Source organism: Desulfoconvexum algidum, from assembly GCF_055382125.1.
Genome location: NZ_AP042394.1, coordinates 6399921 through 6422719, shown reverse-complemented (window position 1 = coordinate 6422719; position 22799 = coordinate 6399921). Strand labels below are relative to the sequence as shown.

Annotated in this window: 20 protein-coding genes; 7 read left to right on the top strand and 13 right to left on the bottom strand. The window is 49.4% G+C overall.

What is annotated here, in order from left to right:
- Positions 1–82: 82 nt before the first annotated feature.
- From ACZ45G_RS28875 to ACZ45G_RS28815, 13 genes are all read right to left on the bottom strand, one after another.
- Positions 83–835: an SGNH/GDSL hydrolase family protein gene (locus tag ACZ45G_RS28875; protein WP_464174056.1), complete on the bottom strand. Its 753-nt coding sequence runs from the start codon at positions 833–835 to the stop codon at positions 83–85.
- A gap of 361 nt (positions 836–1196) precedes the next feature.
- On the bottom strand, positions 1197–2276 hold the full coding sequence (locus ACZ45G_RS28870) for a metallophosphoesterase family protein (protein ID WP_464174055.1): 1080 nt from the start codon (positions 2274–2276) through the stop codon (positions 1197–1199).
- Positions 2277–2416: 140 nt separating this feature from the next.
- Positions 2417–4810, bottom strand: coding sequence for a multiheme c-type cytochrome (locus tag ACZ45G_RS28865; RefSeq protein ID WP_464174054.1), 2394 nt, complete (start codon positions 4808–4810; stop codon positions 2417–2419).
- A 3-nt stretch (positions 4811–4813) separates the two neighbouring features.
- Positions 4814–5491: a nucleoside deaminase gene (locus ACZ45G_RS28860; protein WP_464174053.1), complete on the bottom strand. Its 678-nt coding sequence runs from the start codon at positions 5489–5491 to the stop codon at positions 4814–4816.
- Positions 5492–5495: 4 nt separating this feature from the next.
- Positions 5496–6686 (bottom strand): hypothetical protein, encoded by a 1191-nt coding sequence (locus ACZ45G_RS28855; protein ID WP_464174052.1) that lies wholly within the window; start codon positions 6684–6686, stop codon positions 5496–5498.
- Positions 6683–8509 carry an ATP-binding cassette domain-containing protein gene (locus tag ACZ45G_RS28850; RefSeq protein ID WP_464174051.1) on the bottom strand — a complete coding sequence of 609 codons (1827 nt, stop codon included), beginning with the start codon at positions 8507–8509 and terminating at the stop codon, positions 6683–6685. The genes ACZ45G_RS28855 and ACZ45G_RS28850 overlap by 4 nt, the downstream gene beginning before the upstream one ends.
- Complete coding sequence (locus ACZ45G_RS28845) at positions 8499–9515, bottom strand: FecCD family ABC transporter permease (RefSeq protein ID WP_464174050.1); 1017 nt, start codon at positions 9513–9515, stop codon at positions 8499–8501. Before ACZ45G_RS28845 ends, ACZ45G_RS28850 begins: the two co-directional genes overlap by 11 nt.
- Complete coding sequence (locus ACZ45G_RS28840) at positions 9512–10543, bottom strand: ABC transporter substrate-binding protein (RefSeq protein ID WP_464174049.1); 1032 nt, start codon at positions 10541–10543, stop codon at positions 9512–9514. Before ACZ45G_RS28840 ends, ACZ45G_RS28845 begins: the two co-directional genes overlap by 4 nt.
- Positions 10540–11418 carry a class I SAM-dependent methyltransferase gene (locus tag ACZ45G_RS28835; RefSeq protein ID WP_464174047.1) on the bottom strand — a complete coding sequence of 293 codons (879 nt, stop codon included), beginning with the start codon at positions 11416–11418 and terminating at the stop codon, positions 10540–10542. The genes ACZ45G_RS28840 and ACZ45G_RS28835 overlap by 4 nt, the downstream gene beginning before the upstream one ends.
- Entirely contained in the window at positions 11406–12242 is an 837-nt protein-coding gene (locus tag ACZ45G_RS28830) for an ABC transporter ATP-binding protein (RefSeq protein WP_464174046.1), read from the bottom strand. The genes ACZ45G_RS28835 and ACZ45G_RS28830 overlap by 13 nt, the downstream gene beginning before the upstream one ends.
- Positions 12243–12245: 3 nt before the next feature.
- The gene (locus tag ACZ45G_RS28825) at positions 12246–13208 is read right to left on the bottom strand and encodes a FecCD family ABC transporter permease (RefSeq protein ID WP_464180047.1); all 963 of its coding nucleotides are present in this window, start codon (positions 13206–13208) and stop codon (positions 12246–12248) included.
- Between the two features lie 70 nt (positions 13209–13278).
- The gene (locus ACZ45G_RS28820; protein WP_464174045.1) at positions 13279–14394 is read right to left on the bottom strand and encodes an ABC transporter substrate-binding protein; all 1116 of its coding nucleotides are present in this window, start codon (positions 14392–14394) and stop codon (positions 13279–13281) included.
- Positions 14395–14476: 82 nt separating this feature from the next.
- Positions 14477–16516, bottom strand: coding sequence for a TonB-dependent receptor plug domain-containing protein (locus tag ACZ45G_RS28815; protein WP_464174044.1), 2040 nt, complete (start codon positions 16514–16516; stop codon positions 14477–14479).
- 360 nt (positions 16517–16876) lie between these two features.
- Between ACZ45G_RS28815 and ACZ45G_RS28810 the strand changes: the two genes are divergently transcribed.
- The 7 genes from ACZ45G_RS28810 (at position 16877) to ACZ45G_RS28780 (ending at position 22795) form a co-directional block, all read left to right on the top strand.
- Entirely contained in the window at positions 16877–18649 is a 1773-nt protein-coding gene (locus ACZ45G_RS28810; RefSeq protein ID WP_464174043.1) for a hypothetical protein, read from the top strand.
- A gap of 15 nt (positions 18650–18664) precedes the next feature.
- The gene (locus tag ACZ45G_RS28805) at positions 18665–19273 is read left to right on the top strand and encodes a MotA/TolQ/ExbB proton channel family protein (RefSeq protein WP_464174042.1); all 609 of its coding nucleotides are present in this window, start codon (positions 18665–18667) and stop codon (positions 19271–19273) included.
- A 1-nt stretch (position 19274) separates the two neighbouring features.
- Positions 19275–19682, top strand: a complete 408-nt coding sequence (locus tag ACZ45G_RS28800; RefSeq protein ID WP_464174041.1) for an ExbD/TolR family protein — start codon at positions 19275–19277, stop codon at positions 19680–19682.
- A gap of 7 nt (positions 19683–19689) precedes the next feature.
- On the top strand, positions 19690–20394 hold the full coding sequence (locus tag ACZ45G_RS28795) for an energy transducer TonB (RefSeq protein ID WP_464174040.1): 705 nt from the start codon (positions 19690–19692) through the stop codon (positions 20392–20394).
- A gap of 55 nt (positions 20395–20449) precedes the next feature.
- On the top strand, positions 20450–21199 hold the full coding sequence (locus ACZ45G_RS28790; RefSeq protein WP_464174039.1) for a hypothetical protein: 750 nt from the start codon (positions 20450–20452) through the stop codon (positions 21197–21199).
- A gap of 46 nt (positions 21200–21245) precedes the next feature.
- Positions 21246–21782, top strand: coding sequence for a GNAT family N-acetyltransferase (locus ACZ45G_RS28785; protein WP_464174038.1), 537 nt, complete (start codon positions 21246–21248; stop codon positions 21780–21782).
- 218 nt (positions 21783–22000) lie between these two features.
- Complete coding sequence (locus ACZ45G_RS28780) at positions 22001–22795, top strand: peptidylprolyl isomerase (protein WP_464174037.1); 795 nt, start codon at positions 22001–22003, stop codon at positions 22793–22795.
- The last annotated feature ends 4 nt before the right edge of the window (positions 22796–22799 follow it).

Below are 22799 nucleotides of genomic sequence, written 5' to 3'. Positions count from 1 at the left end.
GGGGGGATTGTACGTGGCTATCAGGGATATGGAAAAAGAAGGATGGGTTGGCCCGATATGCTTCATTCTATTTTTTAGGGCATCATTGCCCCAAGATCATCCTTGCGACCGCAATACCAAGGGTCAGATGACCCAGGCCGTTCGGGTGTACGTCGCAGCCCTGGAAATCGTCTTCCGTCAACAGGGTGTAGACGTCGGGTCCACAAACCACACCCTTACGTGAGCTGCACATGGCCCCCACGATGGTGCGATATGCTTCCAGACGCATAATGACATCTGCATTGGTCGATTCACACATGGGGGGTGGCGGCATCAGCATGACTTGTCCCGCACCATCATTGAGCAGGTTCGTCACAAGGTTGGCGAGGTTGTCACGGTATTCATCTGGAGAAATCGGTGCAGGTTCAAAAAAACCGGTGGCATCGTTGGTTCCCAGCATGACAGTCACCACATCAGCGGGAAGATTCGGCCGAGCCCGAGCTTCATAGACATTCTGGTCCCAGAACTGGCCGCTGCAAAGTGTTACGCCGCCGAGCGAAGACCAATCCCATGTTGTGGCCCCACCGCAACCGACCGAAGTGACCGTAAATTTTTTTCCCAATACTTTTGCTGCAACGGTGGTGTAGGGTTCGGCTGAAGGATTGCTCTGTACCCCCTCGGTGATGGAGTCCCCTATCATGAGGATACTGGTTCGCCGCCATGTTTTGACAGGTGTCACCATGTTTATTTGATGGGTGCAGGATATTACTGAAATAATTGAAATGATGACAACTGAATAAAGAAAGATTAATAATCTGTAATGAATCATTGATTTTTCTTTATGCGTATTCGACAAAATATTCCCTCGAAAAATGGCTTAACTTGGTCTCTTTTTTTGTTGAACATACAAAAATAACAAATCGGGTAACACTCAAATTGCTATCAGGGATGCCGGGTAATTACAATAAATATTTTTAAACAAGATTTAATCTTTCATCTCTAAAATATAAGGCAGTTTGATGTTTTTGCATGAAGTAAAAGAGAGGGTTGCATCGGTATCTTTGCGTTTTTTACAGTGGGCGATTAAGCAATAAGTCGTCAGCCTATAGGATGCTTTGGCATGCCCGGCGAATTGCAGAAAAGCCCCCCTGTGGCCAATAGAAAAATCGGTCTTGGAAACCGGGTTACCGAATCAATCGCCCAGGGGGACTTCGGGCCTAACTAATTTCTTTTTTACCCAGGACCATGCTGGTGTTTTCATAGAGGGAGAGCACCTGGTTGTCTGTGAATGAATTTCTATTTTTATACTGGGTTGCCCGCCACCACTCGGCATTGAGCAGATTTTCCCTGGCTTCCATGTGGACCTTTACGGGCAGTCCTACCATGGGGGTTTTCCAGGAAATGGATTGGTGGGTCAGCTCAAAAAGCGTGTATCGCATGGGATGGGAGTTGATGGAGGGCACGGCAAAGTAATTGACTCCGGCAAGTTCTTTGTAGTTCAGTCCGATGTGTCGATGTCCCGAGATGATCACGGGAGCCGCCTTGGAATGCTTGGCCAGCAGATCTCTTACCGCTGGTGCATTGTCAATGGTGAACCATTGTTTGGGGCCGCCGGCAAGCTCGTCCGCCGTCCATTGGACCAGGTTGTGGTGGATCATAATCAGGTTCAGCTCCTCTTTGTGGTCGGTGAGTTGCTTGTCCAGCCAGGTGAGTTGTTCTTCAGGAAGTACACCGCCCCATTTTTTCGGTTCTTCGGGAAGACAGGCATCCAGGCCGATGACCCGAAGGCCGGGTTTGATCTGCTGGGCCCAATAGCGTTTCATGGGGGTGTCATATCCGTGACCCTTAAATGTTTTAACAAAATCATCAATGGTGAGATAGGAAAAATTTTTCCGTCTTTTTTTTGGGTCTGCCGGGATATAATCATGGTTTCCTGCGATGACAAAATAGGGATATTCCAGGGTGTCCAGGAGGGCTTTTATCTGGGCGGCATTTTCCTTTTCCCCATCCAGCAGGAGATCTCCGGTTACCATCACAAAGGACAGATCCTCTTCCATGTTCAAGCCTTCAACGGTTTTTTTGACGCTGTTCACACTTTCAGCACTCATTTTCATGCCGTTTTTTCCCTTGATATCCAGATGGGCATCGGATATCACCCCGAACTTTATGGTGCCGAAATCCCGGGAAGCCGCCTGTGCAAAAACAGTGGAACCCAATCCCGTGGAAAGAAGCGTTCCTGCCAGGGCGGATCCTGAAAATTTAAAAAACTGCCGTCTTGAGATATCCCTCGTCTTCATTTGTTTGCTCCTGAATTGAATGTTTTTATTTGGTTTTCCGGGCTTTTTTTCAGCCCGTAGTTGCATATCCGCCGATAAAATTACCAGGCAATGGTTACGATCTTGTTTGTTTTTTATTGTAATTTGATGAAAAAAACTGGTTACCGGTCACGGAATTGGGTTTGAACGCGTGTCGGACCGGGCCGTAACAACTGTTGGTAAACGGTTTTATGCCTAGGCATTTTGTCTGTTTTGAACAGGACAAGGCCCAGAAAAACACAGACAATTAAAAGTATCAGAAGGCCGTGGGCCATGGGAAAAAATAGCCCGGGTGCAATGGTGGACCAGGGGGGATGCCATAACGCAAGCCCGGTGACAGCGATCATCAGTCCAAGCGCCAGCAATATCCGCCACATTTTTTTGTTGCGGATTCTTTTTCGAATCAAAGTTCCCATACCAATGAAAGAGACCAGGATGAACACCAGACCCAGGCTGTCCGAAAATTTCATGGCAGATGCAAACAGAGTTGTGACCCCTCCCAGGTCTTTGAGTATCAACAAATGACCCAGAAAAAAGGCAACCATCAGGGTCAGGGACTGGAAGGCAACCCCTCCCGGTAGAATCGGTTTTTTTAAAAACAGGTTGAATCCAATGAGCAGGATCAACAATGCCCCCCCTGAAAGAAAGAGCCCCGGGGCAATTTTCAGGTAGAGACCAAACAGGTGGTTCCATGTTTGTGTGGCCGGGGGCAGTCCCAAAAACGTGGCCATGGGAATGGTCACAGGATTGCCCTTGTTGCCAAAATAATCGGTGACCACCCGCCCGTTAAACAGGTGGGCGTCTTCGGCGTGGCAGTCGGTGCATCCATTGGCACCCAGGGCCTTGTGAGCAGGGGCCACATTGTGGCTGATGCTGAAATAGGGAATTTTACTGACCCAGGTGGTGTCTTGCTTCTGGACGAGAGAGGCGCGGGCATCCAGACGATACAGGGTGTCACCGTCATGGAAACAGGGGGCAATGGTTGAAAACCGTCGGTTGTCTGAAAGGGTTCGGGTCAGGGTGTTGAGCAGGAGGACTATGTCCCGGGGGTCATGGAAATCATAGGGTGTTTTTTTCTGGTGCATCTGGTCTTTGCACTGTGCATAGGCTGTTTTTACCTCGGAAAGGAACAGGGGAACATGGTTGCCGTTTGTTTCTCGATTGGTGAACAAAGAGGCGTAAAAGGGGTTGACCGGGGTGATCCTGGCGATTTGATCCTTTTCTTTTTTTCGGATCACATAGGCGGGTTTCCAAGCTTCTGGTTCACCATAGCGGTGGGTGTTGATCTGGCCATGCTTGCCAAATTGTCCGGTATTCAGGCACATGGCCCCGATGGCGCTTCGGTTCAATTGGGGGATGTGGCAGGCTTCGCAGGACAGTTTGTCCAGATGGTTCTTACGGATTTTTTGGTGGACCATTCTGGTGGCCCCTTTGTAGCCGGTGGTATGGCAGTCCCGGCAGGACCGCATGGTATTGTTCAGATCGTCCCTTACGGTATTGGCCGCGGCATTTCCCTTGGCAAAATTATGATTGATATCGCCAAAATGGCAGTCAATACAGGTCAATCCGGCCAGGTGATGGACATCCAGATTGAGGGGATCGTTCCAGGTGGTTCCCCTTTTGCCCATGTCGATGGTGGCATGGCATAATAGACAGTTATCCGCCCTGGGTTTAAAGACCATTTCCGGCATGACAAAGCTGCCGTCTTGATTGAACAGCCGTCGGTTGTAAAGAACTCTGGGGATCTCTCCCTTGTCCACCCGTCCGGTGACCTGCCCGATGCCCGATGCAGCCACCCCGGCCCATTTGAAGTTCAGCTGTTTTAACTGGCGGAACCGGGTCTGCATCTGATACCGGCTTGAATGGCAAAAAAAACAGTCCGGTTCAATCACCCCTGTTTTGTCCCAGCGGCTCTGGTAATAATCCCCGTCCAGTGTATCTGCCAGGCCGGGATTCTTGGTAAGCCTTCGATCATAGCGAAACCCGTCCCTGTCGTGTTCCAGCATTCCGCCTCCGGGGTGGCAGCCGGCACAGCCGGGTTTCTGATATCCCTTGGACGCCTTGGGAAACCGGCTGATAAAACTAAAGGATGTCAGGTCCATTTCCTCGGGAAAGGTATTTTCTTTTTTGGCCAATAGGAAAAACCCCACCGGGGTCAACCCCCCGGTCAGGCCGGTTGAAATCAGCCAGGGCGTCTGTGTGTCCTTAAATCGATGATCATCGGCCTTGTCCCAGTCCATGACAAAGTGATATCCCTGACTGATTTTTTCAACATCATGGCAGGCACCACAGGTCTGCCGGGTTGAATAGGGCTGATCGGCATTTTCCCCGGAGATGGGGTTGATGATCTGGTTGGTATCGGTCCGTAAAAAAAAAGGCGGACAGGGCGCTGCAAAACAGGGGGGCACGATGAAGATCAGGAGGATCCAGAAAACAAGAGACCATTGATTCACCTGATTCTGGTTCATCCGATTCGTCTTGGCATATTTTTTTGGGTAAGGGCAAAGGTCAGGCATGGGTTATTTTTTCCGATTTTTCGCAAAATCTCTCTGGGAAAAATGGAACATATCATGGGAAATCTGCTGCAGTTCCGGCGAACAGTCAGCCTTTCTAAATTCCCTGTCAGCTGCAAATTCCCGCCAGAAAGGCGGCAGATCGTTCATTCTGGTGACCATGCCCCCCTCCTTGTCCTCGGTGACATAGAGCACGGTTTTAATCCCGGCATTGATGATGCGGGTCAGGCACATGGGGCAGGGCTCCATTGAAGAGACCAGCACCAGGTTTTTACACTCCCTGGGGTTCTCTTGTGCTTGGGCGTTGGTTGATTTTTTCATCCGGTTTTCATACCGGTTGAGCAGGTCCATTTCCCCGTGGAGGTCGCTTCTGAAATAGCCGCTGGTCTGCCGGTTCCGGCCATATTCGATGACCTCGCCCGTGGTGCTGTCCACAAGACAGGCCCCGATACCGCCGGACCCTTCCTTGAGGGACTCCAGGCCGGCTTTTATTACCGCAAGCCCATATGCGTCGTCTCGATAGGCGGTGTTGATCTGATAGTCTTGAATTCGTCGTTCAAGGGCGGTAATTTTTTCCAGCCGGGTTTGTTTTTTTTGGTTTTCCGGGGTTTCATTGCAGTTTGCCAGGGGGATGCAGACAAGCAGGAACATTACCAGAAAGGCCCCGAGGGTTTTTTTGATCATTTTTTTATCCTTGGAATTGTTTATGGTTGGGGGACGGGTCATATTTGGCCGTGGTGTGAACAACGCCCATGCACCCCTGGTTGAACAGATTTCTGGCAAAGCATTCAATGCCGATATCCGCCCCAAAGACCAGGTGCATGAACATGCTCCTATTGCCGACGGCAATGCTTTTTCCCGGATAGTCCAGGGCCAGAGTGTTCTGGGGAATCTGGTTCATATAACCTGAAAAGGGAAATTTTATATTTTCCGCATCCTCGTCAAAATAGCGATAGCCCATTGGGTAGGCAAAGGGCTGGTGTTTTCCCGTGGAAAGGGTCAGGTAAAAGGCATCCCCGGGTTCATTGCAGAACCCGCTGGGGCCGTTGTTGCACAAAAAAGAATTGTCGGGAAAATAGGACTGGCCAACCCCTTCCAACAGGATGAGGGCAATTTTGTGGGTGGTAAGATGGGAGCGGATCAAGTGTTTGATATCTCTTACGTCAGTGACCTGTCCCAGGGGGGTGGTGACCGGGATTTTAAAATTATTTTCAGCCAGATTAACCGGTTTTCTCAGGGTGGCGCCCATGGTTTTAAAGGCATATCCCTGTTTTGCCGCAACGAGAAAATCCGGCATAAGATCCATATCCTGGGGAAGGTCCAGGTCCGGCTGTTCGGATTGGAACAAGTGGATCCACTCTTTTCTGGAGACGATGAACTCGATTGGCTCAATGGCACGGAGGAATGCCAGGTCCTGCTGGCTGGGAGAATGAATCCCGCAGTACCGGGCAGACCAGTTGGAGGAGATGGCGAGACCGTCCAGGCCGGACAGATCAATATTTCCTATCAAGGGTGTCATGTCGCCGGTGCCGACGATCACCGGGGTATATCCAGACGCCTGAACAAAGCGATCTGCCTCGGCCATGGCAGCCCGATTTATTTGGTCCCGGGCCTCTTTTGAATGATCAAAATACCGGTTGGCAAAAAACTGCTGAACATAGCTCAGGCAGACCAGATTCGGCTGGTAGCCGTCGATGAGGTCCAATGCGGTTCGGGTGACCCAGGCGTTGGCACGTTCATCCACATCTCCTGGATAGGGGTTGTCCCCGAGCACTTTGCTGACCAATTGGACCAGGGGGGAGTTTTCATTTCTTTTCTGGCCGGTTTCAAGATCAAACTGGTTCTGCCACTCCCTTGCATCAACAATTGCCAAGCTCATATTTTTTGTCCTCCGCTGTCTGGTTTGTATTGTTTCTCATTCCAGGCCACCTTGGTGCCCAGCAGGGCAATTTTTGCCCCGCAGGCAGGACAGGTGTTGCCCGGGGCCAGAAATTCATCCAGCTGGTCCCCAGAGCACCCCAGGCTGAATCGCTTGATCACATCGGTTTTGCAGTGGGGACAAAGGGTATTCACCCAGTCGGACCCTACAAAATTGTGAAAATAGATATAGGGCAAAAGGATTCTTGCCGATTCCAGGGCCTGGCTCATCCGTTCAATATTGGGGTAGAGGGAGGCTTTCATATTATGTTCGGGCAGAAGCCTGAATACATGCCAGGGGATCTGGGGGTTGATGTCGTGGATAAACTGGGCAATTTCATGGAGTTCATGGTCATTGACATCTTCTATCACAGGCGACGCAATTTCCAGATGGCAGCGCTTTGAAAAGGTTTCAATATTGCGAAGAATGGGGGCCATATCGTCTATTCCCACATAGCGTTGATAAAAGTTATTTGAAAATCCCTTGAGTCCCACATGGACAAAGGAAAAAATGTCCGCCATCATTCGTGTGGCCTCTTGGGTGGTATACCCGTTGGTCAGGCATCCCATGGGAAGATCTGCTTTTTGGGCATATTCTTTGACCCGGGCAAGACTTGGCAGGGACACGGTCGGTTCGTTCACATTGAAGACGATGTTATGGCATCCCAGTTTCTGGGCCATGGCCACCAGCTTTTCCGGGGCAAACTCATACATGATTTCCTGGATATTGTCCGGGTTCTGGCAGGCAATAAATCCATTGGAGCAGTACGAGCACCTGAAATTACAGCCCCCCGTCCCGATGATCATGGACCGTGATCCGGGGTAGGCATGGTAGAAGGGGACCGACTCCACCCGGGAGGCGAAATAGGTGCACCATCTGTTTGGATATCGTTCCACAACCGCGCCCTTTTCTTCCTTGTACATCCCGCAAAAGCCGTTGGTTTTGGTCAGGTCACAGCGGCGTTCACAATAGTTACACTTCATGGGGTCTCCTCTAAATTTTTTATGGAGGGAATAAGTTTCGGGGTAATTACCAACAGCCCCTTTCGGGTGATATCGGTTTGAATATTGTCGCCCAGCACCTTGGCCAGTACCGGGTCTGTCAGGGTGGGGGGGGGGCGGTCCTGATGCTATCACGCTGCCCTCATGGAGCAGAATCACCTCATCGCAATAATAATGAACCAGATTGGGGTCATGGAGGGTGATGAGCACCGTAAGATTCTTTTGTTTTACCAGGGTCTGCATCAAGGCCATGACCTTATGCTGGTTGGCAAAGTCAAGGTGGGCGTTGGGTTCGTCCAGCAAAAGGATGGGGGTTTCCTGGAACAGTCCCCGGGCCAGCATGACCAGTTGCCGCTCTCCCCCGGACAGGGAATTATAGGCGCGCTTGGCCATGTGATCGATACCGGTTTCCGCCATCACCGCCAGGGCCTTTTGGCGGTCGCGTTTACCCGGGGTGTGCCAGGGATTTATTCTGGCGGCACAGGCCATGAGCACCATGTCCATGCAGGAAAAAGAAAAGGGGGAAAAATGTACCTGGGGAACCAGGCCGATCCGCTGGGAGATCTGGCTGCGGTTCAGCCGGGAAATTTCCTCATCCAGGAGAAAAATTTTTCCTTTTTTAGGGGGCAGCACTCCGTTGATACAGCGCAGCAGGGTGGTTTTTCCAGAACCGTTCCGGCCCATGAGGCCGCAGATGGTTCCCGGTTTTACCCTAAGATTGATCTGATCGATCACCAGGGTGTTGCCATATCCTGCCCTAAGATTTTCCACCCTAAGTGTCATTGCCAAACCTCTCTTTGCCGGTGCTGATGACCAGGTACCCCAAAAAGGGGGCGCCAAAAATGGAGGTCACGATGCTGATGGGAATTTCAGACAGCATGACACTTCTGGCAAATGTGTCCATGACCATGAGAAAGATGCCCCCCAGAACCGCTGTGACCGGTATGAGTTTGCCATGCTCTGGCCCTGCCAGGTAACGGGCAATGTGGGGGACGATGAGGCCGATCCAGGCCACGGATCCCACCGACGCTACAGAACAGGCCACCATGAGGGTGGAGACCAGAACATAGAAGATGCGCCACCGCAAAACAGGGATGCCCATGGACAGAACATCTTCTTCTTCCTGGGTCATGAGGTTGAGGCGCCAGGAAAAAAGGATCATCAACAGGATACCGGGGACCAGGATGGGCAGGGTTATCTGGACCTTGACCCAGGAGGCGGTATTAAAACTGCCCATGGTCCAGAAGATGATCTGGGACAGCTGATCATAGGGGTTGGCAATATACATGATAAAAGAAAGCCCTGCCTGGAAGATGGCCGAGATGACAATCCCCGAGATAACCAGAACCGAAGGCGAATGGTCCCGGCTCCAAGAGGCCAGAAGATAGGCCAGGGTTACTGCGGTAATGCCGACGATAAAGGCGCTGGTGTGAATCACCCATGCCAGGGGCGCCAAGAACAGGATGGCCGTTGCCGCACCAAAGGATGCCCCTGCCGTCACCCCCAGGATATCCGGGGCTGCCAGTGGATTTCTGAACAGTGCCTGAAAGACCGCTCCGGCCGTTGAGATCCCTGCGCCGATCAAAACGCTCAACAAGATTCTGGGAACCCGGATGTTCCAGAAAATCATCATCATTTCCCGGGGGGCGGTGAAACGGGCAGTTTCAATCCCTAGGCCTGATAAAAGCAACCCCACCACATGAGAAGGGTGGATCGGGTAGCGCCCGGTGCACAGACAAAAGAACAGGGCCACCAGGAAAACCACGAGTATGAGTCCCCATTTTTTCATGGTGCCAGTTGGCCTCCCAGTGCTTCAAAGGAGAACCCTGAAAAATTTTTATAAAATTCATTGGCCAGTTCGGTCATGTCAATGTCCACAAAAAGGTCCGGATAAAGGGTTTTGGCAGACCAGACCACCCCGATCACGCAATGGGGCGCCGGATAATCCCACCATCCGACATTCGAAGGAAAGGGATGGATGGCCCTTTTTTTGATGGCATTGATGGTGGCAAATTGGGGATTGGTATAAATTTTTTCCCGGTCGTCGGCATTAAAGTAGGACCCCAGGAAAATAACATCGGGATTCCAGTTGGCTATCTGTTCGGGAGAGACATCTACCCAGAACCCGGATAATTCTTTTGCCACATTGACCGCACCGGACAATTCCAGTATTCTCGTTTGAAGCATGTTGCCCGTGGCCACGGAATACATGCCTTTGGGTCCTGCAAACATCACCTTGATGGGGGCGGTTACCTGGCCTGTTAATCTTTTTTCCACCATTTTCAGAAGATTTTTACAGGCCGTGATATAGGCATCTCCCTGAGCTTCGCACCTGAGGATAGTGGCCATCAACCGGATGGCGTCAAAACTTTCTTCAAAGCTTTCCCCCTTTACTGCCACCACCGGGATACCGGCATTTTCAAACTGTTTCATTTCAGATGTGTTCATGGAGGCATAGGAAAAAATAATTTCCGGGTTGAGGCTGACCAATCCTTCTACATTGAAGCCATGGCCTTGTATCAGGTTGGGAAGGGCGGCAAAGGCGGGGTCAATTTTGTTTCTGGCCATGGCCTCCCTTCCGTAGATGCCGCGCTCCACCAGCAGGTTTTGTTGGTTCAGGGCATAGACAATTTTTCCCCCAAAATGGTGGAGGGCCGCAATATGCCGGGGATGTTTGGGAACTGTTACCTGCCGGCCCAGCTGATCGGTGATGGTGAGGGTTGCCTGGGGTGGTTTGTCTGAAAAATTACACCCGGAGACACACAAAATTATCAAAAAAATCCCCAGGGGGGTGACAAGGCGAGTGGGGTTCATCATACCTCCCAATAGACCAGGGCAGAGCGGTTGCCGGCGGGCCATACCACCCGGTCTTTCTCATAAATGAGATTCTCTTTGAGCAGACTTGTAAGAAAGAGGTCATGTTGGGTCTCCTTCCCAAGGTCCAGCCGGTTTTTCAGCTCAGCCAGGGCGGCTTCAAAATTGTCGTTCTCCCAGCCGGGCCATGATCCGTCGGCTTCCATGATCACATCGGGGTAAATGTCCATTGCCAGCAGAATATTATAGGCAATCTGGAAATTGGGGCTGTCATAGGGCTGTCCAAACACTCTTGTGGCGGCTTTTGCCATGATGGCATCGGCAAAGGGAGCTCTCAACACCATGATGCACCCCTTGGTGGCGGTGGCTATCATTTTATTCACAAAGGTTTCAAACTCTTTTACCCCGTACATGGAATGGGAGGCCAGTACATAATCGTGGGGGGCCATGGGTTCTTTCGGCCAGGTGCCGGTGACAATGTCGATGTTGGTGATTTTTTCCGCTTGAATTTTTTCCCTTAACACCTGCTGCATGGCCAAAGAGGGCTCAAGCGCCGTCACCTTTGCGGCTTGGGGAGAGGCCAGGACGGACCATTTGCCCGTGCCCGCCCCTATGTCCAGGAGGGTGGAACCGGGATTTTTTCGTAATTTTTGAATAATAAAATCCCTGGAGAAATCCGGCTTGGACCAGCGGTCCTCCACCATCTTGTCAAATTGTCGGGCCTTGTGTTTCCAGAAATCCTCCGATTGATTTTCTGGTTGGTCTTCCTCCTGGCCCTCCTGACCATTTGTCTGGTTTGATTTTTTTCGGGCAAAGGCCTGGGATTGAATCGCTGAAAGCTGTTCCCATAGGGTCTGCCAATGTGTCAGTTTTTCCATTCGTTGTCCTTTGTTGGTTTAGGTAAATGGGGGGCGGCGTTTTTTAAAAGGGGAACACAGATTTTTCGATCAACACCGTCACCGATACTGAAAACTCGTATGGGGGTACCATAGGTTTCCTCCAGGAGTGCCTGGGTCAATACCCGGTCTGGAGCGCCCACCCCCTGCAATGATTTGTTTTTAAGAATTCCCATCTTGTGGGCCGATAAAAAAGCATGGTCGGGAAAATGGGAGGCCATGATAATGGTCATGCCTTCTTTTGACAGGCTGTCCACTATTTCCAGAATTTTGATCTGGTTGCCCAGATCCAGGTGGGAGGTGGGTTCGTCCAACAGCAGCACCCTGGGCGACTGGGTCAGGGCCCTTGCAATGAGCACCATCTGCCACTCCCCGCCCGACAGGCGGTTACAGGGCCTTTGGGCCAGGTGGGCAATGCCCAGTTTTTCCATGGCAGCCCTTGAATGGTGCTGGTCGGTTTTGGAGGGGGAAGCGGTCATACCGATCCGGGAGGCCCGTCCCATGACCACGATATCCGCCACGGTAAAGGGGAAGGCGGACACAAGGCTCTGGGGGACGAACCCCAGCAGTTTGGCAATTTTTCCCGAAGGCAATTGCCCCAGATTCTCCGAGTCCAGAAGTACCCTTCCGGTGGGAGAGGACAATAGTTGGGCTATACACTTGAGCAGGGTGGATTTTCCCGAGCCATTGGGCCCGAGCAGGCAAAAGACCTCTCCTGGGTCCAAATTAAAACTGATGTGTGAAAAAATTGGATCTTGGGTTGTAAACCCGAAGGAAAGATTTTCAATCTTGATGCGGCCGGTCATCTTTCACCCTGTTTTCTGGGTTTTTTTAAGCAAGAAGGCAAACACAGGGGCCCCGACAATGGCGGTTAAAATACCAATGGGAATTTCGGTAACAAGGGCTGTCCTTGCAATGGTATCCACGGTTACCAGATAGGCGGCGCCGATGAGCATGGAGATGGGCAGCAGATATTTGTGGTCGGGGCCGACGATGAGGCGGCCGATATGGGGAATCATGATGCCGATCCAGCCGATGATCCCGCTGATACACACCGCCGATGCCGTGGCAATGGTGGCAGATATAATGATCAGGGTTTTCAGGGTTTCTGTGTTGACCCCCAGGGAGCGTGCATCTTCTTCTCCCATGGCCAGCAGGTTGATCTGCCACCGGACCATGAGCAGGGCGCTTATGCAGGCGATGAAAATCGGGGCGGTGATCAAAAGGTCCTTGGAGGAGACATGGTTCAAGGAGCCCAGGAGCCAGAAAACAATGGCCGGCATTTTGTTCATGGGATCGGCAATATATTTTAAAAATGAGGTCAGAGCGGAAAAAAGTGAGCCCACCACAATGCCGGAAAGCACCAGCATGAGAATGGGGGTGGTTTTGTAAACCCGTGACAGGGCATAGGTCATGCCCACCGAGGCAAGGCCGAATAAAAAGGAGACCAGATGGATGATTAAAAGATTGTCAAATAGTAAAATGGCAAGGCCCGCGCCAAATCCCGCCCCCGCTGCCACCCCCAGGATGTGGGGGCTGACCAGAGGGTTCTGGAATACCCCCTGGAAGGATGCCCCGGAAATGGAAAGGGCCGCTCCCACGAGAACCCCTGCCAGAATTCTGGGCAGCCTCACATCCATGACCACGGAATAGGCGGTGGCAGACCAGTCCTGATCCAGGGGAAAGATGGTGGAACATAATATTTTCAATACCGTGGCAAAGGGGATGTTAACCCGACCAAACCCTAGGGAACCGAGCATTGCCAGAACCAGCAGGATCGTAAAGAGGGTAATCCAGGTTTCCGGTGCCGGAGCGGAGAATTTTTTGACGGGTTTTGGGCTGTTATCCTTTATTTTTAATCCCCTTCATCATTTTAAACTCATAGGTTCCCCTTAAAATATCATGGGTCTGCTGATCACTCAGATCAAATTGGAAGATTTCGGTGTAAAATTTTTTGACCAGGTCCGGTACACAGACGTCTTTAAACCGTTCAGGATAGGCAATGCTGGCCAACCATAGGGGAAAAATCACCGCCGATTCCATGGTGGGGCGGTTAAAAATAAACACCCCGGCCGGCTGGGCATAGATATGATTATTTTGAACTGCCCGGATATGGTGCCATTGGGGATCGTTGATGAATTCTTTCGGCTTTCCATAATTGATCACCAGAATGTCCGGGTTCCAGTCCAGCACCTGCTCCATGGAGATTTCTCCCAGGCCCGCATGGAGCCCAGCCCGTTTGCCGATGGTGATAACGCTCTTGGCGGCATTCAGGCATCCGGCCAATTCGATGCGTTCCTGCATAAAGGTGTCTCCCCCCAGGGTCACCAAATGGCTGGGGCTGTAGCCCTGAAACACGCGTTTGCGCTGGGAGGCCGGGATATCCCTGGTTCTTTCGGTCACAAGGGTGATGATCCGTTCCAGAAAGGCAACATAACGTTCGGCCCTTTCCGGGGTATTGAAAACATAGCCGTAAAACCGGATTTCTCGTTTCATATCCGCAATCCCGTCCCCCATGCTGTCTTCCAGAAATGCCACGGGAATGCGGGTTTTATCAAGGACGATCCGGCCGTCCAGGTCCCCGGCAATGGCGATGTCCGGGTTTGACTGGATCAGTTCTTCCACATTAATGCTGCCCGAAGTAGTCCGGGGGCCGGGAAGATGCTGGATTTTTGGGTACATTTCCTGGACCAGTTTTGACATTTTAAGCGTGTTGGTCACGGCACAAAGCCTGTCCTGAACCCCCAGTATAAAGGCTACCTGGCCCGTGGGTCCCCCCAGCAGGGCAATGCGGTCTATGGGGTCGGCCACGTTAAAGCTTCGGCCCTTCATGTCCGTTATGATGCGGGAGGCCTTCCCGGCAATTCTTTTCGTTTTTTCGGGGGTAAAATAGAGCTGGGAAAGAAGGAGCAGAAAAAAAGCAGATAAAACCAGCCAGAAGATTCTTTTTTTTGTCATATTGGGTAAGCGCTTTTAAAATCTGGGACCCTAAAATCAATTGTTTTTTGATTTTAGGGTCCCAAGGTTTTTTGGATATGGATTAAAAGGTGAAGGACATCCCTGCCAGAAAGCTTCTGCCCGGCGTCGGGCCATGGCCTTCCTCGTAATTTTCATCAAAGAGGTTTTTGACTTCAATGAAAAGATCGGTGGATAATTTGGGGGTTAATGAGAATTCCTGGTTCAGTTTAAAATGGCACAGGATGAAATCATCTATTTTATAGGCAGTGTCATCGTCATATTCGATCTGCTCTCCGGTGTAGATGGTCTGGAAGGAAGCGGACAATCCAAAGTCAAAGGCATATCGAATATCCAGGGTTGCCTTGTGGTCGGGGAGGTATTCCGCATCTGTTTCCGGGCTGGTGCTGTCTTGTTTTTCCTTTGACGAGAGATAGGTATATCCCAGGCCGATATCCAGCCGCCAGGGGGTCTTGATACGGAGTGTGGCTTCAACGCCCTTGATGGTTGTTTCCCCTGCATTTATGTTTTCATCGTCAGCGTCTTCTATAATTCTGTCTTCTATGTCATTGTAAAAAACAGCCCCGGAAAAGGTAACCATGTCGCCAAATTGTTTCTCCCCGCCGATTTCATAGGCAATGGTTTGCTGGGGCTTGAGGCTGTCGTTTCCGCCGGAAAGATCAGAGTACAGCTCCTGCATTGTGGGGAATCTTGTCTTTTTGCCTACGGATGCATAGAGATTGAAATCTTTGGTCACATCATAGGCAAGGCCTGCCTGGGGGTTCCAGGAGTCTGATTTACCCCGGACATACCCGTCATAGTTTTTAATTGGATCATGGACATCATAGCTGACGCCTGCCTTGAGGATGAGTTTTTCAAAGAGTTTTATTTCATCTTCAATGCCATAGGAGTAAATATCGGTTTCATACTCTTCTTCGGGCTGAAGTCCCTCATCTGCCCAGCCTTTGATAACGCTCAGGGTGGTGGCATCATAATAATCCTGGGAAATATGGTTGTCCTTCATATAAGAGATTCCCATTTTAACCAGGCTGGCGTCACCGAAATCCAGGTATGCCTGGATTTCGCCTCCCAGGGTATAGTCGTCATAGGAGCTTTCCTGGAACCATTTTTTGGAAGTGGTGTGATCGTCATCCCAGCTTACATCCTTGATGGTATCGTTGTGATCCACATAATAGATCCTGGATTTCATGGTCAGGATATCGGTGAAATCATGTTCCCCCACCAGATTTAAATGCCATTGTTTCCATTCGTCAAATGCCCAGTATCGAGAGGAATCAGTGGGTTGGCCTTTCTCATTGTCATGGTAGTCAAAGGAAAGGTAGAGCTTGGAGGTGCTGTCATATTCATACCCGATTTTTGCGTTAAGGGTATGATCCTCATAATAACTTAAATCCCGGGTACCCCCGTCTTCATTGTATTCTGTCCCCAGCCCGGTTCTGTCGTTGCTGGGATCAAAATCATCGGACAGTTCAAATCCGTCGGATTTCCGAAGGCTGCCGGATACCCAATAATTGAAATTTCCAACCGAGGATCCATGGTTCAATATATAGTTCTGGGTATTGTTTTCTCCAAAGGAGGTTGTCACATTGGTATAAGGTTCGTTACCGCCTTTTTTGGTAATGATATTGATGACCCCGCCCATGGTGTTCGATCCGTATAATACGGAAGATGCCCCTTTAACGACTTCTATTTTGGCAATGGTATCCACGGGAATCTGGCTTAAATCCAGGGACCCGTTATAGGAGACATGGGCGGGAACGCCGTCAATCAGAACTTTTACATCCTTTTGATCAAATCCCCGAAGTGTCAGGCTTGCCTGGCCTTTTTTACCGTTTTGGACATCCACGCCCGGGACCATTTCCAGGGCCTGGGCCGCTGACTGGGCCCCCTGCATTTTGATGTCCTCCATGGTGACCACATCGGTGGTGGTGATTTTATCGGCTTTGCCTGATTTTCCCACCACCATTACCTGGCCCAGGTCAAATACCTGGCTCTCCTCTTGTACAGCTGTCGCTGTTTTTTGTTGATCTTCTGCCAGCACAAGGCCGGCAGGTATTGCCATTAAAAAAATTAAATAAAGTAATACCCGGGTAACAAATTTCATAGTCTCCTCCTTAAAAGCACGCAATTAACACCCAATTTCAACACGAAATATGCCCGGTATAGTTATCTTGTAGCTATTTGTCAACATTTGTTAAAAATATTTATTAAAAATTATTAAAGCTACCAATAGCTACCAAAAACAACATCATGTTCCTATGAACTTGGAGTAGATCACCCAATCAACCCTTGGAGGTTTTCCTGTAATATGATTCTTCCAGGAGCACTATTGGATAATTATCACTTTCATGGTAATAAGGAGTTGTTTTTTGTCTGTCTGGAGAAGTGAACGTAAGCCTGCTTGACAAAAATAACCAGAAATAATATTTGGTTGTTTGATATGAAAATGACACATGGGGATAGCATGGATATTCGAAAAGGGATGGGGGAATGGTCTAAAATTTTTTGCCTTGTGGCGATTTTTTTTTCATTTACGGCAATCGCTCTGGCGGACAAACGGATTGAAAAGGATCTGGATGAAAACGGACAGATCGACCAGGTGCTCATTTACAGTGATGCCGGGATCATATTGCGGGTTGAGACCGATGCTGACCATGACGGGGTTGCTGAAAAAAAACAATTTTATGAAGCCGGCAAGTTGGTGGGGGTTGAAAGGGACACGGTTGGGGATAAAAAGATCGACACCATCGATCGTTTCAAAAACGAGAAAAGAACCCTTCAGGAGAGGCTGGACCCGGACGGGAATCTGGTTCAGGCCTCTTTATTTGATGAGAATGAACAGATTTATCTGATGAAAAAGGACACCACCCACAACCGCCACTTTGATATTCATTATCATTTTACCAATGGCTTTCTGGTCTCTTCCACCCGGGATACCAATGACAATGACCGGGTGAATGTCTGGACCTCGTTTGAAAATCAGCTGCCCACCCTGCAAAAACAGGATGAAGATGAGGATGGCGTCATGGACAAAATTTTGATCTTTGATGCCAGGGGGGACCTGAAACAGATGTCTAAAGATCCCTATGGGAAGGGAAAATACAAGAGCATCGGGTTTTATGAACGCGGAGAGATCAAGCGCCAGGAAAGGGACAACAACGAAGATGGAACGCCCGATACCATAACCGTGTTTGCACAAGGTCTTCCCCGGGAGCAAAAAAAAGACACCAATTTTGACGGACGCTTTGATGTGGTGACAAGCTTTTCAAACAGCCGGATGGTGAGCCAGGAAAAAGACACCAATTTTGACGGTGCACCGGATTATTTTGCCTCCTTTGATGAAAAAGGCCAGCTTGCAAAGGTCAGGGAAGCAACCAGGGAAGATGCAAAGATTGACCGGATACGGTTCTACACGGCTGGAAACCTTTGTCGGATTGAATCGGACAATGACGGGAACGGTTTTTTTGAAACAGTTTCCACCATTAAAAATGATAAAATGGTTAAAAATCTCATCGATAAAAATCAGGACGGCAAGGTTGATACACAAGTCACCTTTGATGAACGAGAAGAAAAGAAACAACTGGTCAGCGATTCGGATTTTGACGGCAAAAAGGATGTCTGGCAGTTTTATCAAGACAACAAACTTTCCCGGGTCGAGCGAGATGAAAACAAGGATGGCCAGGTGGATTTGAAAGTTTTTTACAAGAACGGGGTCAAGCGGTTTCTGGTCAAGGATGGGGATTCTGACGGATATTTTGAAATCACCCAGACCTATGATGATCCTGCCTGGTCAATGATCCTGGACCAGGATATCAATGCCGACAAAATTTGTGATCTTCGATCCTTTTATGTGGAAACGGTTTTAAGAAAAAAAGAACGAGATGAAAATTCTGATGGTCTTGTGGATTGTGTGGAGCACTACAATCAGGCCGGACTGCTGGAAAAAATAGAAGAAAAAAGTCAGGAAAAGACCCGTCTCACCTGGTTTTATGACACCAAAGAAATTCCTGTCCGGGGGGAAGAGGACAAGAATGGCGACGGAAAAGTCGATACCTGGTACCTTTATGAAAACGGAGTCTTAGAGCTGGTGCGAGAAGATACCAACGGGGATGGTAAGCCGGATCTGTGGGAAGAATATGATGATACCCAGGCCATCGTGAAACGGGAGAAGGATCTTGATTTTGACGGGGTGCCTGATTTTACCGATATGAATGAACCAACTGAAACAGGAAGCTGATCAGCCGGAGGCGTTATGCTGGAAATTTTATCAAAGGGCGGGATGCTGGTGATTCCCATTGTATTTTGTTCTGTCCTGGTGTTTGGGATTTTTTTTGAACGGATCATTCGATATGCTATCAACCGAAGCCGGGGAAAGGATATTGAAAATAAAGTGGCAAGTCTCATGGCCGCCGGGGACACCCAGGCGGCTCTGGCGCTTTCCCAAAAAAGCAATTCTCCCATGGGCAGGGTTTTGACCAAGGCCATCGGGGCCAAAGACTTGAAAAGTCGGATGTTGGAATCGGTTATTGTCAATGCCGTTGAAACGGAAGTCAGGGAGTTGTCCGCCTATCTTCAAACCCTTGCCACCATTGGAAATATTGCCCCCTTACTGGGACTTTTGGGCACCATTCTCGGGATGATAAAGGCCTTTATGGTGATCCAGCAGATGGGGGGCAAGGTTAATGCGGCTGTTCTTGCCGGCGGCATATGGGAAGCCATGCTGACCACGGCCCTGGGGCTTGTTGTGGCCCTGCCCACCATGGTGGCCCATAGTTATCTTCTGGCCAAGGTGGAAACCTATGAGGCCAGGCTCCGGGACGGATCTGTTGCTTTTTTAAAGGCCATTGCCAAAAGGGCTTGATATGCTGGAATTTAAACAAAAAAAGAATCCATACCAGATCCAGGCCCCGCTGACCTCCCTGATTGATATTGTCTTTTTGCTGCTGATCTATTTTATGCTGACCACCAATTTTATTGTGGAAGAGGGAATCAAGATCAAGCTTCCCAATGCCAAGGCATCTGCTCCCCAGGTAAAGCAGGAAATCACCATTTTTGTGGACAAAGAGGGGGCTACCTATATTGCAAATGCCCAGATTCCCATTGACCAGCTGTACACCAAGATTAAACAGATGATCAACAATGAAACAGACCGGCTGGTGGTGGTAAAGGCCGATCGAACCGTGGTGTTGAACAAAGCGGTCCGGGTGATGGACATTGCCAAGGCCGCAGGCGCTTCCAAACTTTGTCTGGCAACGGAAAAAGGGCTGTAACCCTGTCATGGAAAAAACGGGCAAACGACCCAATTTTCTTCTCTGGGGATTTATCCTCATCTCCCTGGTTGTCCATCTCCTCGTTTTTTTGCATGCGGCAGGTATTTATGAGAGCCGGGCAATTTCTTATATTGAATTGTCCATGCACCCGCTGGACAAACCCGATGTCCGAAAAATTCCCAGACCCAGGCGTCGGGAGCAAGCCCCCAAGGCAGCAGCAATAAAAACGGTTCAGGTGAAAAAGGTTCATATTCCCAACATTCAGGTGACGGCAATGGAAGACCCCAAACTACAAAAAAAATTTAGGATCGATCTTCCTCAATTGCCGGGCTCCATGGATGTTGCAGGATTCTCTGTGCCCGGGTTGACCATTGCCAATGGTGTGGCCAATGTTCAGGTCCATGAAGCCCCGGTTGAATTTATCAATGCCAAAGATTATTTTGAAATGCTTCATTTGCGGATATATAGTTTTAAGCGATATCCTGAATCCGCCAGATCGAACCACATTGAGGGACGGGTCAAAGTTCAATTTGTGTTGTCAGCCGACGGAACCCTCACAGATATAAAAATTCTTAAAAGTTCCCGGCACAAACGACTGGATGAGGCGGCAATTGAGGCCATTCAAAGGTCGGCGCCCTTTCCAAGGCCGCCGAGTTTTATTTTCAAGACGCCTGTAACGCTAAGGATCGATATCCTGTTTGAGCTCGCATGACGCCATAAACCAAAGGCAAACTATTAAATATAAAAGAAAAGAAAAGGAAATGATTATGAAATACCTGATCTGCATAGATGATACCGATATGCCCGGGACTAAGGGAACGGGGTGGCTGGTCCAGGAGCTGTGTGAACAGATTGAAACCCTTGGATGGGGAACCTGTTCTAGCATAAGCCGTCACCAGCTGTTTGTCCATGAGGATATCCCCTATACCTCCCACAATTCGTCCATGTGTTTTGAAATAGACCTGGAAAACCAGACCATGGAATCCATTATTTCCTATATGGCCAATTTTCTTGAAACCCGGTCTCAAAAAGGGTCAGATCCCGGACTATGTGTGGCAAAACTGGACAAGGCCCTTGCCCAAAAAGAGCTGATTGCCTTCGGGAAAATGGCCAAACAGGCAGTGACTTCCAAGGCTGCAGCCTATGACCTTGCCCGGAAAACCAAGATCCATCTGTCAGAACACGGGGGAACTGGAGACGGGGTTGTTGGTGCCATTGCCGGGGTTGGCTTAAGGCTTTCCGGTAATGACGGAAGGTATCGGGGGTGGTATCACCTGGGGCGGCCCGGCAGTATTGTTCGTGTTGACACGCTTTGTGACTTCCCTTTTATCGACCAATTGGTCACCAGGTCAGGAGTCGCACTCTCCACAGATATGTCTGTTTCCATTGGATCTGAAAAAACCAAAACCGTCCGTATGGGCAACAGACAGGTGGTGGTGGTGTTAAAAAATGAAGAACTTGAAAAAACAGGGATAGAATACCGGACCATCACCAAGCAGGAAGCCAAGCAATATTAAAAGGGACTCATAAATATTTTGACGGGCACGCTCCAGGGGGTTATGGTTGGTTTTTATACGTGCCAAGGGGAAACACCATATGGCGGATATGCTGGTCAGATTATACGATATTCCAGAGGTTGCCCCTGTGTTAAAGGGGCTTGGAGAAAAGATTCTAATCCGCAGGGCCAGAGCCTGCGAGAAATATATAGTTGTTCAGTGGGTAGGGGACTTGTTCAGTGATGGCTGGGCAAGTGAATGTGAGGTTGCTTTCAGCCATCATCCGGTTTCCTGCTTCATTGCCACCGAAGCGGGGGAAATTCTGGGCTTTGCCTGTTATGACAGTGCCTGCAAGAATTTTTTTGGCCCCACCGGTGTTACCAAGGAAAAACGGTGCCATGGAATCGGCAAGGCCTTGTTATTGTCCTGTCTTCACTCAATGGCGGCCAACGGATATGCCTATGCCATTGTCGGCGGAACAGGCCCTGCTGACTACTATGCCAAGACCATCGGGGCGATAAAAATAGAGGGGTCCACCCCCGGTATTTACGGTGATAAATTGATAAAGAAAATAGCGAAAGAACCGGATGCTGAAGAGGATTAGAACTTTGGTTCTCCGATTCAGGAAAGGCAAAAGCGAATAGAATTTTAGACCAACTGCAAAAACTTGGCTGATATCATGCAATCAGATCCGTCATTCAAAATTTTGGAAAGGAAATATTTTCCGGGACTTTTTGTCTATGGGATTATATACTGCCCCATTTTTAACCACAGATGATGGAGGCTGGAATCGGTTGATTCTGTCTAAAAGGAGTTATATTTATGAAAAAAATAGTATTGATTATCCTGATCAGTTTAATGATGCTGCCGGCGGCAAATGCAAAGATTGTGGCAAAAGTAGGCACCCTTGAGATTACGGATAAAGATGTTGACACAAGATTAAAACAACTTCCACCCCAGTACAAAGCCTCCTACGCCTCGGAGGCGGGCCGGAAAATGCTGGTGGAACAGCTTGTTCAGGAAAAACTCATTTATCTCCAGGCCAGAAGCGAAAATTATGACACCAATGCCCTGGTGTTAAAACAATTGGAGACGGCCAAACAACGTCTAATGGTCGGACAATACCTAGCCGATGTCTTTAAAAAGATTGATGTGACCGAAGATGAGCTGAAAACCTATTATGATAAAAATAAAGCCATGTTTGTTCAAAAGGAACAAGTCAAGGCAAAACATATTCTTTTCAAAACCCAAGAGGATGCCGTGGCCGCTAAAGCGCGTATTCTAAAAGGCGAATCCTTTGAAGATGTTGCCAAAGAGCTCTCAATTGGGCCCAGCGCCACAAAAGGCGGGGACCTGGGCTGGTTTGAAAAGAAACAAATGGTGCCCGAATTTGCCAACTCAGCGTTCAGCTTGGGAATAGATGAGATAAGCGATCCTGTGAAAACTCAATTTGGGTATCATCTTATCAAGGTAGATGATAAAAAAGCAGCCGGGACCAAATCTTTTGCCGACGCCAGGGCTGAAATGGAAAGGACGCTCACAGGGAACAAACAAAAAGAAAGTATGGAAGAACTAATTAGAAAAGTGAGAGAAGAAAATCCCGTAACAACCTTTTAATGGT

Bases quoted from the DNA above. Each gene is read 5' to 3' on its own strand.
- ACZ45G_RS28870 (WP_464174055.1), bottom strand. From the start codon at position 2,276: ATGAAGACGAGGGATATCTCAAGACGGCAGTTTTTTAAATTTTCAGGA.
- ACZ45G_RS28865 (WP_464174054.1), bottom strand. From the start codon at position 4,810: ATGCCTGACCTTTGCCCTTACCCAAAAAAATATGCCAAGACGAATCGG.
- ACZ45G_RS28860 (WP_464174053.1), bottom strand. From the start codon at position 5,491: ATGATCAAAAAAACCCTCGGGGCCTTTCTGGTAATGTTCCTGCTTGTC.
- ACZ45G_RS28855 (WP_464174052.1), bottom strand. From the start codon at position 6,686: ATGAGCTTGGCAATTGTTGATGCAAGGGAGTGGCAGAACCAGTTTGAT.
- ACZ45G_RS28850 (WP_464174051.1), bottom strand. From the start codon at position 8,509: ATGACACTTAGGGTGGAAAATCTTAGGGCAGGATATGGCAACACCCTG.
- ACZ45G_RS28845 (WP_464174050.1), bottom strand. From the start codon at position 9,515: ATGAAAAAATGGGGACTCATACTCGTGGTTTTCCTGGTGGCCCTGTTC.
- ACZ45G_RS28840 (WP_464174049.1), bottom strand. From the start codon at position 10,543: ATGATGAACCCCACTCGCCTTGTCACCCCCCTGGGGATTTTTTTGATA.
- ACZ45G_RS28835 (WP_464174047.1), bottom strand. From the start codon at position 11,418: ATGGAAAAACTGACACATTGGCAGACCCTATGGGAACAGCTTTCAGCG.
- ACZ45G_RS28830 (WP_464174046.1), bottom strand. From the start codon at position 12,242: ATGACCGGCCGCATCAAGATTGAAAATCTTTCCTTCGGGTTTACAACC.
- ACZ45G_RS28820 (WP_464174045.1), bottom strand. From the start codon at position 14,394: ATGACAAAAAAAAGAATCTTCTGGCTGGTTTTATCTGCTTTTTTTCTG.
- ACZ45G_RS28815 (WP_464174044.1), bottom strand. From the start codon at position 16,516: ATGAAATTTGTTACCCGGGTATTACTTTATTTAATTTTTTTAATGGCA.
- ACZ45G_RS28810 (WP_464174043.1), top strand. From the start codon at position 16,877: ATGGATATTCGAAAAGGGATGGGGGAATGGTCTAAAATTTTTTGCCTT.
- ACZ45G_RS28805 (WP_464174042.1), top strand. From the start codon at position 18,665: ATGCTGGAAATTTTATCAAAGGGCGGGATGCTGGTGATTCCCATTGTA.
- ACZ45G_RS28800 (WP_464174041.1), top strand. From the start codon at position 19,275: ATGCTGGAATTTAAACAAAAAAAGAATCCATACCAGATCCAGGCCCCG.
- ACZ45G_RS28795 (WP_464174040.1), top strand. From the start codon at position 19,690: ATGGAAAAAACGGGCAAACGACCCAATTTTCTTCTCTGGGGATTTATC.
- ACZ45G_RS28790 (WP_464174039.1), top strand. From the start codon at position 20,450: ATGAAATACCTGATCTGCATAGATGATACCGATATGCCCGGGACTAAG.
- ACZ45G_RS28780 (WP_464174037.1), top strand. From the start codon at position 22,001: ATGAAAAAAATAGTATTGATTATCCTGATCAGTTTAATGATGCTGCCG.